Source organism: Shinella sp. (assembly GCF_035998705.1).
Classification (GTDB): Bacteria; Pseudomonadota; Alphaproteobacteria; order Rhizobiales; family Rhizobiaceae; genus Shinella.
Window position 1 is genome coordinate 1 of the sequence record NZ_DASYHH010000004.1, and the last position, 13,500, is coordinate 13,500.

At 64.6% G+C, this 13,500-nt stretch carries 15 protein-coding genes and 3 pseudogenes; 10 read left to right on the plus strand and 8 right to left on the minus strand.

The window, feature by feature from the left end:
* The 7 genes from VGN93_RS00580 to VGN93_RS00610 all read left to right on the plus strand — a co-directional run.
* The coding region (locus VGN93_RS00580; protein WP_327505921.1) for a formyltetrahydrofolate deformylase at positions 1-618 on the plus strand (618 nt) is incomplete at its 5' end.
* A gap of 205 nt (positions 619-823) precedes the next feature.
* On the plus strand, positions 824-1,237 hold the full coding sequence (locus VGN93_RS00585) for an acetyl-CoA carboxylase biotin carboxyl carrier protein (protein ID WP_327505922.1): 414 nt from the start codon (positions 824-826) through the stop codon (positions 1,235-1,237).
* Positions 1,238-1,241: 4 nt separating this feature from the next.
* Positions 1,242-2,588, plus strand: coding sequence for an acetyl-CoA carboxylase biotin carboxylase subunit (locus VGN93_RS00590; protein ID WP_319324293.1), 1,347 nt, complete (start codon positions 1,242-1,244; stop codon positions 2,586-2,588).
* Positions 2,585-3,271 carry a 5-oxoprolinase subunit PxpB gene (gene pxpB, locus VGN93_RS00595; protein ID WP_319324294.1) on the plus strand — a complete coding sequence of 229 codons (687 nt, stop codon included), beginning with the start codon at positions 2,585-2,587 and terminating at the stop codon, positions 3,269-3,271. Before VGN93_RS00590 ends, pxpB begins: the two co-directional genes overlap by 4 nt.
* Positions 3,268-4,254 (plus strand): biotin-dependent carboxyltransferase family protein, encoded by a 987-nt coding sequence (locus VGN93_RS00600; protein ID WP_319324295.1) that lies wholly within the window; start codon positions 3,268-3,270, stop codon positions 4,252-4,254. The genes pxpB and VGN93_RS00600 overlap by 4 nt, the downstream gene beginning before the upstream one ends.
* Positions 4,251-4,634, plus strand: coding sequence for a hypothetical protein (locus VGN93_RS00605; protein WP_319324296.1), 384 nt, complete (start codon positions 4,251-4,253; stop codon positions 4,632-4,634). The genes VGN93_RS00600 and VGN93_RS00605 overlap by 4 nt, the downstream gene beginning before the upstream one ends.
* 10 nt (positions 4,635-4,644) lie before the next feature.
* Positions 4,645-5,403: a 5-oxoprolinase subunit PxpA gene (locus tag VGN93_RS00610; RefSeq protein WP_319324297.1), complete on the plus strand. Its 759-nt coding sequence runs from the start codon at positions 4,645-4,647 to the stop codon at positions 5,401-5,403.
* 80 nt (positions 5,404-5,483) lie between these two features.
* Here VGN93_RS00610 and VGN93_RS00615 read toward each other — a convergent pair whose 3' ends face one another.
* The 5 genes from VGN93_RS00615 to VGN93_RS00635 all read right to left on the minus strand — a co-directional run bounded on the left by VGN93_RS00615 (position 5,484) and on the right by VGN93_RS00635 (position 10,291).
* Positions 5,484-6,782 carry a TRAP transporter large permease subunit gene (locus VGN93_RS00615; RefSeq protein ID WP_319324299.1) on the minus strand — a complete coding sequence of 433 codons (1,299 nt, stop codon included), beginning with the start codon at positions 6,780-6,782 and terminating at the stop codon, positions 5,484-5,486.
* Positions 6,783-6,828: 46 nt separating this feature from the next.
* Complete coding sequence (locus VGN93_RS00620; protein WP_319324300.1) at positions 6,829-7,341, minus strand: TRAP transporter small permease; 513 nt, start codon at positions 7,339-7,341, stop codon at positions 6,829-6,831.
* Between the two features lie 75 nt (positions 7,342-7,416).
* Positions 7,417-8,397 (minus strand): TRAP transporter substrate-binding protein, encoded by a 981-nt coding sequence (locus VGN93_RS00625; RefSeq protein WP_319324302.1) that lies wholly within the window; start codon positions 8,395-8,397, stop codon positions 7,417-7,419.
* 35 nt (positions 8,398-8,432) lie between these two features.
* Complete coding sequence (locus VGN93_RS00630; RefSeq protein ID WP_319324303.1) at positions 8,433-9,074, minus strand: RraA family protein; 642 nt, start codon at positions 9,072-9,074, stop codon at positions 8,433-8,435.
* The gene (locus tag VGN93_RS00635) at positions 9,071-10,291 is read right to left on the minus strand and encodes an aminotransferase class I/II-fold pyridoxal phosphate-dependent enzyme (RefSeq protein WP_319324305.1); all 1,221 of its coding nucleotides are present in this window, start codon (positions 10,289-10,291) and stop codon (positions 9,071-9,073) included. Before VGN93_RS00635 ends, VGN93_RS00630 begins: the two co-directional genes overlap by 4 nt.
* 128 nt (positions 10,292-10,419) lie before the next feature.
* On the opposite strand from VGN93_RS00635, the gene VGN93_RS00640 reads away from it, so the two are divergent.
* Positions 10,420-11,328 carry a LysR family transcriptional regulator gene (locus VGN93_RS00640; RefSeq protein WP_319324307.1) on the plus strand — a complete coding sequence of 303 codons (909 nt, stop codon included), beginning with the start codon at positions 10,420-10,422 and terminating at the stop codon, positions 11,326-11,328.
* A gap of 23 nt (positions 11,329-11,351) precedes the next feature.
* Here the strand turns inward: VGN93_RS00640 and VGN93_RS00645 are convergent.
* Both VGN93_RS00645 and VGN93_RS00650 read right to left on the minus strand, forming a co-directional pair.
* Positions 11,352-11,506 (minus strand): annotated as a pseudogene (locus VGN93_RS00645) (SOS response-associated peptidase); the annotation flags it as partial.
* Between the two features lie 128 nt (positions 11,507-11,634).
* A pseudogene (locus VGN93_RS00650) lies at positions 11,635-12,431 on the minus strand (sulfite exporter TauE/SafE family protein).
* Between the two features lie 169 nt (positions 12,432-12,600).
* On the opposite strand from VGN93_RS00650, the gene VGN93_RS00655 reads away from it, so the two are divergent.
* Positions 12,601-12,849 (plus strand): HIT family protein, encoded by a 249-nt coding sequence (locus VGN93_RS00655; protein ID WP_319324308.1) that lies wholly within the window; start codon positions 12,601-12,603, stop codon positions 12,847-12,849.
* A 13-nt stretch (positions 12,850-12,862) separates the two neighbouring features.
* Here the strand turns inward: VGN93_RS00655 and VGN93_RS00660 are convergent, their stop codons facing one another.
* Complete coding sequence (locus VGN93_RS00660) at positions 12,863-13,381, minus strand: DUF6428 family protein (RefSeq protein WP_319324309.1); 519 nt, start codon at positions 13,379-13,381, stop codon at positions 12,863-12,865.
* 43 nt (positions 13,382-13,424) lie between these two features.
* Between VGN93_RS00660 and VGN93_RS00665 the strand changes: the two are divergent.
* Positions 13,425-13,500: pseudogene (locus VGN93_RS00665) on the plus strand (transcriptional regulator); the annotation flags it as partial.

Here is a 13,500-nt window from a genome sequence, read left to right on the forward strand (position 1 = left end):
CTCATGGTGTCGCGCTTCGGCCATTGCCTGAACGACCTGCTCTACCGCTGGAAGATCGGCGCGCTGCCGATCGACATCGTCGGCGTCGTCTCCAACCACTTCGATTACCAGAAGGTCATCGTCAACCACGACATCCCCTTCCACCACATCAAGGTGACCAAGGAGAACAAACCACAGGCCGAAGCCCGGTTGATGGAAGTGGTCGAACAGTCGGGCGCGGAACTCATCGTGCTCGCCCGCTACATGCAGGTTCTGTCGGATGCAGTGTGCAAGAAGATGTCGGGCCGGATCATCAACATCCACCACTCGTTCCTGCCGTCGTTCAAGGGTGCCAACCCCTACAAGCAGGCCTTCGAGCGCGGCGTGAAGCTGATCGGTGCGACGGCGCACTATGTCACGGAAGATCTCGACGAAGGTCCGATCATCGAGCAGGAGGTGGCGCGCATCACGCATGCGCAGTCGGCGGAGGACTATGTCTCGATCGGCCGCGACGTGGAGAGCCAGGTTCTTGCCCGCGCGGTGCACGCCCATATCCACCATCGCGTCTTCATGAACGGCAACAAGACCATCGTCTTCCCGCCGAGCCCCGGCTCCTACGCCTCCGAGCGCATGGGATGATCGATGACGGCGTAAATTATCAATGGCTTGGTGCACCTTAGTCGGCCGCGGCGGTCCAGATCCCATGCATTCAAAACACCAAAATTACCGGGGGTCGAGTGTCCCTTTTAAGTCTGAAAAGGAATGCTTTAAGATAAAATTTAATCGCTTTTTGCTATGTTTTGCCTGTTCTAAGCTCCTGTCGGTTCCATGGGGAGCATGTGCTTTGGCTGATCCGAATATCGCATTCATAAAGTCCCTGATGGACGAATTCTCGTCTTCGCCGCTCTTGGAACTGAAGGTGCGAGCGGGCGATTTCGACATTCACATGGTTCGATCCGCCGTACCGGGTGCATCGGGTGCAGAGCAGCGCGTCCGGGCTGCGGACAGTGGCTCATTCATCGAAGCGCCGTTTTCCGGCATCGTCTACCTGGCGTCTTCGCTCGGCGAGGCCGCCCTTGCGCCAGGGGGACATGTATTTTCGGCGGGCGACAAGCTGCTGATCTTCGAGGCGATGAAGACGATGACGCCGGTGCTCGCCAAGGAAGCCGGGGAGGTCGAGGCCGTGCTGGTCGAGGACGGGGCCTATATCGAGACGGGGACTCGATTGCTTCGCTATCGGCCGGCCGGAGCGGGTTGAAGCGATGCGGACCCTTTTCATCGCCAACCGCGGCGAAGTGGCGGTGCGTATCCAGAGGGCGGCGCGCGGCCTCGGTCTCGCGACGGTCCAGGCCTGCTCCGAGGCCGATGTATCGGCCGAATACGTCCGGCGGGCCGACGCTTCAGTCTGCATCGGGCCGGGGCCGGCGGCAGCGAGCTATCTCGACGCTGGGCGGGTCGTACTCGCCGCCCTTGCAGCGGGAGCCGATGCGGTTCATCCGGGCTACGGTTTCCTGTCCGAGAACGCTGCATTCGCTGACAAGGTGGAGCGCGCAGGCCTCGTTTTCGTCGGTCCGCCGGCAAGCGCGATTCACACGATGGGCGACAAGGTACGCGCGCGGACTTTCATGCTGGCGGCGGGCGTTCCCTGCCTGCCGGGGTCCGATGGCGCCTTGCCCGAAGACCCGGCGGCCTGCCGCGGGATCGCCGCGCAGATCGGCTATCCGGTGATCGTCAAGGCGGCCGGCGGCGGTGGTGGCCGCGGCATGCGGGTCGTCACCGCCGAAGCCGACCTCCTGCCTTCGATCGAGCTTACGCGCGCCGAGGCTAAGGCGGCCTTCGCCAATTCCGAGGTCTATCTCGAGCGCTACCTGACGACGCCGCGCCATGTGGAGATCCAGATCGTGATGGATGCCTATGGCAACGGCGTCTGGCTCGGCGAGCGCGACTGCTCCATACAGCGCCGCCACCAGAAGGTCATCGAGGAGGCTCCGGCGCCCGGCGTTGGCCGGACGATGCTGGCGGAAGTCGCCGGGCGCTGTCTCGAAGCCTGCCAGCGCATGGCCTATCGCGGCGTCGGCACGTTCGAGTTCCTCTACGAGAACGGCGATATGTTCTTCATCGAGATGAACACCCGCTTGCAGGTGGAGCATCCCGTGACGGAGGCGATCACCGGCATCGATATCGTCGAGGCGCAATTGCGCATCGCGGCCGGCGAGTCCCTGTGGTTTCGCCAGGACGACGTCACGTTTTCCGGGCATGCGATCGAATGCCGCATCAATGCGGAAGACGGCGCAACGGGACGGCCGTCGCCAGGCCGGATCGAGCGGTTCCGCGCGCCCGTCATGAAGGGGGTGCGTGTCGACACGCATGTCGGCGACGGATATGTCGTGCCGCCCTTCTACGATTCCATGATCGCCAAGCTGATCGTCCATGGGGAAAGCCGGGCGGCGGCGGTCGAGACGATGCGCGCGGCGCTGGCCGACCTGCATATCGACGGCATTTCCACCAATATCACGCTTCATCGCGACCTTCTCGCCGATCCCGGCTTTTGCGAAGGCGGAACGAACATCCACTATCTCGAAACGAAACTGCGAAAGGCGGCCCCATGACAGGCACGCAGCCGTTCCCTTACTCCCCGCCGCCGCTGGCGATCACGTCGCTCGGCGAGGCTGCCTGGCTGTGCGTTCCGCCGGAAGGACCGCTCGATATCGGGTTGCAGGCACGCATATGGGCGCTGGCCGCGCTGCTGGATGACTGGCCGCAAGCGCGCGAGATCGTGCCGGGTATGAACAACCTCCTCGTGCTGTTCGACCCGTTTCATCCGCAGGCCGATGCCCTGGCCGGCGGGATCGCGGACGCCTGGCAGCATGCCGAGCCCGTCGCGCAGGCCGGGGAGGTGTTCGAGGTGCCGGTGACGTACGGCGGAGTTGCGGGAGAGGATCTTGCGGAATGCGCGGCCCATGCCGGCCTTTCCCCGGAGGAATACGTGCGGCTCCATGCCGAAGGCGAATATACCGTCTTCACGCTCGGAAGCCATCCGGGCTTTGCCTATCTCGGCGGGCTCGATCCGCGCCTTGCCGTGCCGCGCCGTGCCGTGCCGCGCCAGAAGGTCGCAGCGGGCGTCGTCATGGTCGGCGGTGGGCAGACGGGCGTGCAGGCCTGCGACAACCCGACCGGCTGGAATCTTATCGGTCGGGCGGAGGCGCGCTTCTTCGATCCCGCCGCCGATCCGCCCGCAGCACTCAGGCCGGGCATGCGCGTGCGCTTCGTGGTAAGGGAGATCGTATCGTGATCGAGATCGTCAAACCTGGGCCGCTCTCCTCCGTGCAGGATGCCGGCCGCACCGGCTATCGCCATCTCGGCGTCGGCGCTGCCGGCGCGATGGACGAGCTCGCGCTCAGCGTGGCCAATCTCATGCTGGGCAATGACGAGGGTGCGGCGGCCATAGAGGTGACGCTGGGCGGCATCGAGCTGCGCTTCACCGGGTCTTGCGCCTTCGCGGTGGCCGGCGCGGACGCCGGCTTCACCCTCGACGGCGAGCCGATCCCAGGCTGGTGGGCGGCGACGGCGTGCGCGGGGCAGGTGCTGCGGGCGGCGGCCCCTCGCTTCGGCCTGCGCAGCTACATCGCCTTTTCCGGCGGCGTGGATGTCGCGCCGGTGCTCGGCGCGCGGGCGACGGACCTTAAGGCGGGCTTCGGCGGCTTTGCCGGCCGGGCGCTTGCCGCGGGCGACCGTCTGCCGCTCGGCAAGGCGGGCAAGCTTGCCCGGCCGTTCGGGCTTGCCGCCGGCAAGCTCGGCCTCTCGCCTGCTCCGGCGGAAAGGGACGCCGCCACCGTGCTGCGCATTGTGCCGGCCGCCGAGTGGGAGGACCATGACGGCGAGATGCAGGCGCTGTTCCTGTCGACGGAGTGGAAGGTCGATCCGGCGAGCAATCGCGTGGGCATCCGGCTGACCGGGCCGCCGATCCGCCCCCGGCGCCCGCGTGAACTGGTGTCGCATGGTATTCTGCCGGGCACGGTGCAATTGCCGCCCTCCGGCATGCCGATCGTGCAGATGCGGGACGCCAACACGGTCGGCGGCTATCCCAAGCTCGGTGTGGTAATCGCGCCCGATCTGCGGCTTCTGGCGCAGACGCGGCTCGGCGGTCGCGTGCGCTTCGTCATGGTTTCCCGCGCCGAGGCGCTTGAGGCGTTGCGCCATCGCGAGCGCCTGCTGGAGCGTATCCGGGTTCTGTGCGAAATGGCGCGCATGCTGTCGGGAGGGAAGGTAGCGTGAGCGAAAAACCCTTCGATCCGGCGATCGTCGGCACGCTGTCCCGCCATGCGGCCGCCGGCGGCATCGAGCGGGTCGTCTTGCGGCAGGACGATTTCGCGCTGGAGATGACGCTGGCCGTGCCGGCCGGCGGCGTTTCTGAAACCCGCATTCCGTTTGTCGCCGATTGCGCGGGCATTCTTCACTGGCGGCATCCGGATTGCCCGGATGTGGAGGCGGGAGGCGCCGCCATCCTAAAAGCTGGCGAGGTGTTCGCCTGGCTGGAGGCCGGTGGGGTGATCCTTTCTCAAACAGCGCCCGCCGCCGGACGGGGCGAGCGGCGTGCGGAGGCCGGAGCCCTGGTGGGCTACGGTACCCTCCTGATGGAACTTCAAACTCCGTGAGCGGTGCGCCATGAAAACGATCGATCTGAATTCCGACCTCGGCGAAGGTTTCGGCCCGTATCGCATCGCCGACGACACGGCGCTGCTCGGCATCGTCTCCTCAGCCAATATTGCCTGCGGCGCCCATGCCGGCGATCCGGTGACGATGGACCGCACGGTGCGCGACGCGCTCGCGCAGGGCGTGTCGCTCGGCGGTCATGTCGGCTATCCCGACCGGGAGGGTTTCGGGCGAAGGGCCATGGCCCTCTCGCTGAAGGAGCTGGAGCTTGCCACCGTCGCCCAGCTCGGCGCGCTTGCGGCCATCGCCGCCCATGCGGGCGGTAGGCTCGGCCATGCGAATTTCCACGGCGCGCTCGGCAATCTCTCCTTTGTCGACGAGGATGTGGCCCGCACGCTGATCACCGCCATGAAGGCCTTCGACGACGGGCTGGCCTTCATCGGCCTGCCGCATACGGCCGCCTTCCGGCAGGCCGAAAGCCAGGGGCTGCGCGTCGTCGCCTCCTTCCTGGCGGATCGCGCCTATAATCCCGACGGCACGCTGGTCGCGCGCGGCAGGGCGGGCGCGGTGGTGCACGAGCGTGAGGCAATCCGCCGCCGCGTGGCGCGGGCGCTGGAGGAGAGGGTGGTGGAGGCGATCGATGGCAGCCTTCTCGCCATGCCGGCAGAATCGATCCTCATCCACAGCGATACGGCCGGAGCGGTGGAGCTTGCGCTGACCATCCGCCAGGCGGTGCTCGACGCCGGCTTTGCCGTACACTCCTTCGCCTGACGGGTCTTTCCTTATATCGTTGAACGTAAAACGCCTCCCCGGACCAGGGAGGCGTTTTACGTTCGGGATGTCTGCCTGTCTCAGTCGATCATGCCAGGTAACCAGTCGACAATGGCGGGGAAGCCGGCGAGCAGGAACACCATCGCTACCATGATGAGGAAGAATGGGACAACGGCGCGGGTGATGGTGGCGAGGCTCTCGCCGGTCAGCCCCTGCACGACGAAGAGGTTCATGCCGACCGGCGGCGTGATCTGCGCCATTTCCACGGCGATGATCAGAAAGATGCCGAACCAGACCTTGTCGTAGCCGGCGGCCGTGACCAGCGGCAGGGCGATCGGCAGCGTCATGACGATCAGCGACATGCCCTCAAGGAAGCAGCCGAGGATGATGTAGATGACCAGCAGCAGCGCGATCAGCCCGAGCGGGGAGAGGTTGAGCGACTGGATTTGGCCGGCGATGGCCTGCGGCAGGCCGAGGAAGCCCATGGCGGTGGACAGGAAGCTCGCAGCCGCGATGATGAGGCCGAGCATGCTGGCCACCCGTGCGGTGCCGATGCAGGAATCGATGATCGCGCGCAGCGTCAGCGTGCCCTCCGCGGCCATGATGCCCATGGTCGTGACGACCGCGAGGGCCGCCGCCTCCGAAGGGCTGGCAAGGCCGCCATACATGGAGCCGAGGAGCACGCCCATCAGCACGAGGAAGGGCGCCAGCGACCGTAGGGCCGTGAAGCGCTCCGTCCACAGGCCACGGGAATCCGCGCTCTCAGCGCGGGGCGTATCCCTGACGATGAGCGCGCGCATCACGAGCCAGCCCATGAACATCAGGCAGAGCATGAGGCCCGGGACGATGCCGGCGGCGAAGAGCTTGAGCACGGAGGTCTGCGAAAGCACCCCGTAGATGATCATGATGACGCTCGGCGGGATGAGGAAGCCGAGCGTGCCCGCGCCGGCCAGCGAGCCCATCGCCGCCCGCTTGTCGTAGCCACGGCGGGTCAATTCGCCATAGGTGATCTTCCCCACGGCGCTCGTCGTGGCGGCCGAGGAGCCGGAGATCAGCGCGAAGAAGGTGCAGCCGAGCACATTGGTGTGCAGCAGCCCGCCGGGCAGGTTGCGCACCCAGGGCTCGATGGCGCGGAACAGGCCGTCGACGAACCGGGAGCGGAATAGCAGCTCGGCCATCAGGATGAACAGCGGCAGGGCCACCAGTTCCGGCGAGGCGAGCCCGTTCCAGACGGCCTGGCTCAACACCTTGTCAACGGGAATGGAGCGGAAGAGGGCGAGGCTGGAAATGCCGACCCCCATCAGGCCCAGCCCCACCCAGGCGCCGGAACCGAGAATGAGGAAGAGGAGAACGATGGGGGTAATGACGGTCAGTGGCATGGGAAACCTCTTGCAGGCGCGGAGCCCGAACGATCTGAAGACGCGGTCACTCGACCGATGGACCGGAAGACCCGGCCAGTTCCACCGCCGTGCCGGCGATGATGTGGACGATGCGCAGCGCGATCTGCACCGTCAGCATCGTCGCCCCGAAGGCCATGGCGGCGGCGGGATAGACCAGCGGAAAATCGTTGATCGTGCCGGAGCTGCGCCCGGTGAGGCCGTAGCCGACGGCCATGCGGATCAGCGCGGCGCTGAGCACGACCGAGATCGCAAGGCCGACGAAGGTCGACACCCACGCGAACAGTCGGGGCGCGACGGCCTTTAGCAGCGCGACCTGAATGTGCCCGCCTGTGCGTAGCGTATAGGCGAGGCCGAAGAAGATCGCAGTCATATGGAGATAGGCCGCATATTCCCACACGAATGGCAGGCTGGTGCCGGCGAAGTTGCGCAGGACGATCTCGACGAGTTGCATGATCGCGATTAGCAGGATCATCGCGCCGGCGAGATTGGCCATGACGCGGGAAAGCAGATCGGTGGAACGGCAGATGGTTTGCCACATGGCGGTGTCTCCCCTCGGCGGGGGGATCACCGCCCCGCGGTGTTGAGGCGGAAGCCGAAGCTTCCGCCGGACCGGTCAGCGCGCCTCGAAGGCTTTCACCAGTTCCCTGGCCTTGTCGTCCATGCCGGCAAGGGCGGCCTCGCGCAGCGGGCCGGCGAGTTCCTTCAGCCTGGCGCGCGTTTCCGCGTCGAGGTCGCGGTTCTCCAGGCCGTTCTCGGCCAGCTTGGCCATGTTGGCCGCATCCGCGTCGGCGGCGGACTGCCAGAAGCTTTCCTGCAACGAAGCCGCGGTGTCCTCGATCGCCTTGCGTTCGGCTTCGCCCAGCGCGTTCCAGGCGTCGAGATTGACGGTCACGGCATTGGTGTTCCAAGTCTGGCGGGTCGTATAGCCGTATTTCAGGAATTCCCAGAACGAGCCGTCCACCGCCGAGGGCGAGGAGGTCGCGACCGCGTCGATCACGCCGGCGGCCAGCGACGGGATCACTTCGCCCCAGGGAAGCTGCACGGGCAGCATCTTGGCCGCCTCGAAGATCTCGGTCGAGGACTTGTCGTAGGAGCGGATCTTGATATTCGCGAGACCCGCGACGGTCTTGATCTCCTTCTTGGTGTAGATCTGCTGCTGCGGCCAGGGAACGGTATAGAGCAGCTTCTGGTTATTCTGCTGGAAAACCTCGTCGAGAACGGCGCGGTACATGCCGTCGAAGGCTTTCAGGTCCTCGAAGCTGTCGATGAGATAGGGAAGGGACTGCACGCCGAACAGCGCATTCTCGCCGACCTGCTGGTTGAGCAGCATGTCGCCGATGGGCGCAAGACCGTCGCGCACGACGGAAACCATTTCCGGACCCTTGAAGCCGAGCGAACCGGACGGATGGAGCGTAATGACCACTTCGCCCTTTGTCGCTTCCTTCACACGGTCGGCGAAGACTTGCGCGTTCTTGACGATGTAGTTGTCGGCCGGCCAGGCGAGCGGCAGGTCCCAGTTCGTCTCGGCGAGGGCGGCGGACATGCTGCCTGTGAGGAGCATCGTGGCGGCGATGGCGACTTTCATGCGGTTCATTCTTGTTTCCCTTCTGGTTTCTTGCAGTCTTCGGTTTAGTTCTTGCCGGCATAGGCGCCGGTATAGGTTCCTTCTTCGATCGTACGCAGGATTTCGGCTTCCTTGCGCTCCTGTGCGCGCACGGCGGCAAGGAGGTCGATTGCCATCGCCGGATCGAAGGCAACGACGCCGTCGCCGTCGCCGACGACGATGTCGCCCGGACGCACGACCATACCGCCGACGGCGACCGGCGCGTTGATCTCCCCGGGGCCGTTCTTGTAGGGGCCGCGATGGATGACGGTGCGTGCGAAGACGGGGAAGGGCGCGCGCGCGATGGCGTCCACGTCGCGGATCGCCCCGTCGAGCACGAAGCCGGCGACGCCGCGCTTTTTCGCGATGGCGCACATGATCTCGCCGATCAGGGCCCGGCTCATGTCGCCGTCGCCGTCGACGACGAGCACGTCGCCGGGGCGCACGAGGTCGAGCGCCTCATGGATGACCTTGTTGTCGCCGGCGCGGGTCCTAACGGTGAAGGCGGTGCCGGCCATCGGCGTGCCGTCATGGAACGGACGCAGCCCGATCGCGCCGGGCTGACGGTCCAGGTTGTCGCTGATATTGGCCGTCGCGAGCACACGGAACGCCTCGATGACGTCAGGGCTGACCGGGGCGGGCAGAGGATTGCGAACGGGCTGGCTCAACGGTCGTCTCCTCGTGCAAGCGCGGCGCAGGCATCGGCGATGTGGCCACAGCCATCCTCGATGGCGGCCAGTGACGTGGCGAAGGAAAGCCGCAGAAAGGGCGACATGCCGTAGGACGCGCCGTCCATGACGGCGACGCCGGCGGCATCGAGAAAATATTCCATCACGTCAAGGTCCGTTTCGAGGATAGTGCCAGCGGGTGTCCGACGGCCGATCAGCCCTGCGACATTGACGAACAGGTAGAAGGCGCCCTTCGGTGGCGCGCAGCGCAACCCCTCTACCGCGCCGAGCAGTGCCACCATGCGGTCGCGGCGGTTGCGGTAGTCGGCCGTCATGGCCGCGACCACGCTCTGGTCGCCGTCGAGCGCGACGGCGGCGGCGGCCTGCGCGATGGAATTGGCGCAGGTCGTGTTCTGGCCGAGCAGCTTGGCGATCGCGCCTATCAGCCCCGGGGGGCCGGCGGCATAGCCGAGGCGCCAGCCCGTCATGGCATAGGCCTTGGACATGCCGTTGACGAGAAGGCACCGGTCGGCAAGCTGCGGTGCGACCTTCAGCGGCGTGACATGTTCCGCGCCGTCGTAGACGAGTTGTTCGTAGATCTCGTCGGTCATCAGGGCGACATGCGGATGGCGGTCGAGCACGTCTGTAAGCGCCGCCAGCCGGTCGCGATCATAGACGGCACCCGTCGGATTGCCCGGCGAATTGAGGATCAGCCAGCGCGTCTTCGGCGTGATGGCGGCCTCCAGCGCCGTCGGAGTAAGAAGGAAACCGTCCTCCTCCGGGCAGGTCACGATGACGGGGCGGCCGCCGTTGACCGAGACGATATCCGGGTAGGAGACCCAGTAGGGCGCCGGTATGATCACCTCGTCGCCGGGATTGAGGGTCGCGGCGAAGGCCTCATAGATCAGTTGCTTGGCGCCGTTGCCGACGATCACCTGTGTTGGATCGACGTCGATGCCGTTGTCGCGCCGGAATTTCCGCGCGATCGCCTGGCGAAGAGGCGCGATGCCCTGCGTCGCTGTATAGTGGGTCTGGCCGGAGCGCATGGCGGCGATTGCGGCCTCGACGATGAAGGTGGGGGTGTCGAGGTCCGGTTCGCCCAAGGTGAAATCGACGATGCGACGGCCCGCCGCCTGAAGCTCGCCGACACGCTTCTTCGCCGCGATGCTGGCGGAGGGTTTCAGGCGTTTCACCCGCTCGGAAAGGTCGATGGACATGGTTCTGCGGCACTCCGGTCTGACATCGGTCGGAAAGCCCAGCCGACAGCAACAGGATAGAAAAAATCCATATTCAAAAAACCGATAAATAATTATAGGATCCCATCGAATTTACGACTGGGAACCCTATGTCCGTTTCTGTGACACTCAAGCAGCTTGAAGCGCTGTACTGGATTGCGAAGCTTGGCACCTTCGAGCGTGCGGCATTGCGCATGAATACGACGCAATCGGCCATTTCCAAGCGGATACAGGAGCTTGAGGCCGCGTCCGGCATCGCGATCTTCGACAGGAGCCTGCGCGGCGCGCGGCTCACGGAGCGGGGCGAGTACCTCGTGGCTATCGCCACCGAGATGCTGGCGACCCATGACCGGATCATGGAGTTAAAAGCGGATCGAACGCTGCCGCTGCGCCGGCTCAGGCTCGGCGTGACGGAACTGACGGCGATGACATGGCTGCCCCGCCTCGTCTCCGCATTGCAGGAAAGCTATCCGGCCCTCGTCCTGGAGCCAGAAGTGGACATGAGTCGCATGCTGTATGAGCGCCTTCTGGACGAGACGATCGACCTGGTCGTCATTCCCGAGGCCTTCGCGACACCGGAGATCACGGCGCTCCGAATCGACGAGGTCGAGAATGCGTGGATGGCGCGTCCCGGCATGATCGAGACAGCCGGGGCGCTGCACCTTTCCGAACTTGCCCAATATCCCGTCCTGATCCAGGGTGGACGCTCCGGTTCAGGTCTTTATTTCAGCAAGTGGCTGAAGTCCGAAGGTATCGCTTTTGAGAAGTTCATCTCCAGTGACAGTTTGACGGCGATGGTCGGGCTAACGGTGGCTGGCCTCGGGGTCAGTTATGTGCCGCGGCATTGCTTCCAGCCGCTGGTGAACGAGGGAAAGCTCTCCATCATCGAGACACATCCGGAACTGCCGCTCGTCCCTTATGCCGCGATGTACCGAAACGACCGCCCTTCAACGATCATGGAGACCGTCGCAAGGCTTGCCGCGCGCGTCTGCGACTTCTCCGGCCAGTTTCAGTTCTGATCGGCCGATGTGTTGAAATGCTTGTCAGGGCCAGGCTCCATGGTCAGCATCGTGAAAGCCTCGCCGACATCTTCGGTCTCGCGCCAGATGCCGGCGATGGCGAAGATCGGCTCACCGGTCTCGCGAAACAGCCACTTGTCCTTGCGCTTCTTTTTGCGTCGGCAGGTGTGGTGAACTCAGTTATGTAGACACCCTTTGTTTTCCCCGCGGTGTTTGCGGCGAGGTCCGCCGTGCGAAGCCTTCAAATCTAGCGCAGCGCGGCGGACCTCGATGGCTCACCATAGCAATTTTTGCGCCCGCGAGCCACTAATGCCGCCATACCTTCACTGCGGAGATCAGGAGAATGATCGCCAGCGCGGGCAGCAACACCGCGTTCGGTACGATTTCGAGCAGCAAGCCGCCGACAAAGGTGCCGACTATCGAGCCGGCAGCCATGGTCAGGAGAAAAGACTTGTTGCGTCCAATGACAGAGAAGCTCTGATCACGGCTGTAGCGGGTGAACCCGACCAACATCGTTGGCAGGCTTACGGCAAGCGAAAGGCTGCCAGCGAGTTTGATGTCTGCTCCGAAGAGGAGGACGAGCGTCGGAATCAGCAGCTCGCCGCCCGCGACGCCCAGAAGTGACGCGACGATGCCGATGATGAAGCCGGCGAAAACACCCGCGACGAGCTGGCTGACGCCGGTCAATAGCCGGCTGTCGCGTCGTGCCCGAACACCAAGACGATTGCGATCGCCACGAGCATGATGGCGATAACCTTGTAGAGCGTCTCCGACCGCAGCTTTGTCGCCCAGCCTGCGCCGAACCAGGCACCGATCAGGCTTCCGGCGAGAAGATTGAGGACGATCGGCCAGTTGTCGGCGATGGCGCTGAACGGAACGGTTCCTGCCCGAAAAGGAAGCGCGGTCGCAACGACCACGAGGCTCATCGCCTTGTTGAGGATGACGGCCTCGAGAGCTGCAAAATTGAAGAACCCGATCAGGATCGGAAGGCGGAACTCCGCACCGCCTAGCCCAATGAGTCCTCCAAGAGCACCAATAATCGCGCCTCCACCGAAAGCAGCAGCGGGATTGCGGGCATGTGATGTATTGGCGGCGTCTGTCATGGCCGATATGTATGCATAAATATCACGAGGTTGGACAGTCGGCATGACGGATGGGAATGTAGAAAGTTGTCGGTGGTGTCTTGCAAACGGCTTGGCCGGAGGCGAGCCGGCAGCAAGCAATCGCTCGCAATACATGATGCTGAAGCCCGCATTGCCGAACCCATCCGCGATGATCATTCCGTTCCGTCATGTCGAGACGCCATTTGAGTTCAGCCCGGAAGAATGGTCCGACCTGGGTGATATGCTTGCGGAAGCGAAACGCCGGCTTGATCAGTTCCAGCCCGACGGCTTCACGATCGGATGGAATGTCGGAGCCACCGGCGGCCAGCACATCTTCCATGCCCATATGCATGTGGTGTGTCGCTACGAAAGGGATGCCAAAGCCGGTCTCGGCATCCGCGACTTCCTGCGATCTTAGTGGCGCGCGAACTTCAGGCGCAGCACTTTGAACTGCCCGTTGCCGGCGCACAGCAGGAACTCGCTGCGGTCGCCGGCTCCATCAGCCATCGGTCGCGCGGCTTGCAGCTCGACGGCCGCGCAGCCAGCGCCACCTCGAACCTGCCGTCAGCCAAGCGCGGCGACGATGCGCAATAGAGCCCCATCGGCCGGCTCCCGTCGCTGACCTCGAAGGTGAGCTTGGCCGCCGGATCGAGCCGAACGTGATCAGAAACCTTGCGGATGATCGCGGAGAACTTACCCGCCGGCATGTGGCTTCGACCGTCCTCGTCGACATCCCAGAGCTGGACGAACATCTCCGACCACGCTTCGGGACTGGCGCCGCAGTCGAGCGCCGAGAACGCGCCCGCCTTGACCTCTGTGACATGGTAGCCCGTCTTCACCGGGTGCCCGTCATGGACGAACACCAGCGGCGCTTCGGGCACGGCCGCGAGACCATCGAGAAGCTGGCCGAGCGTGATATCGGACGAAACGGCCTTGTCGATCGCGTTCATGTGCGCTACTCCTATTGTTCAATGATTCAAGGATTATTGAAATATGGACGAACGTCAAGCCCTCACCTCATTCGCGGCCCTGTCGCAGGAAACCCGCCTCGCCATCGTTCGAACGCTGG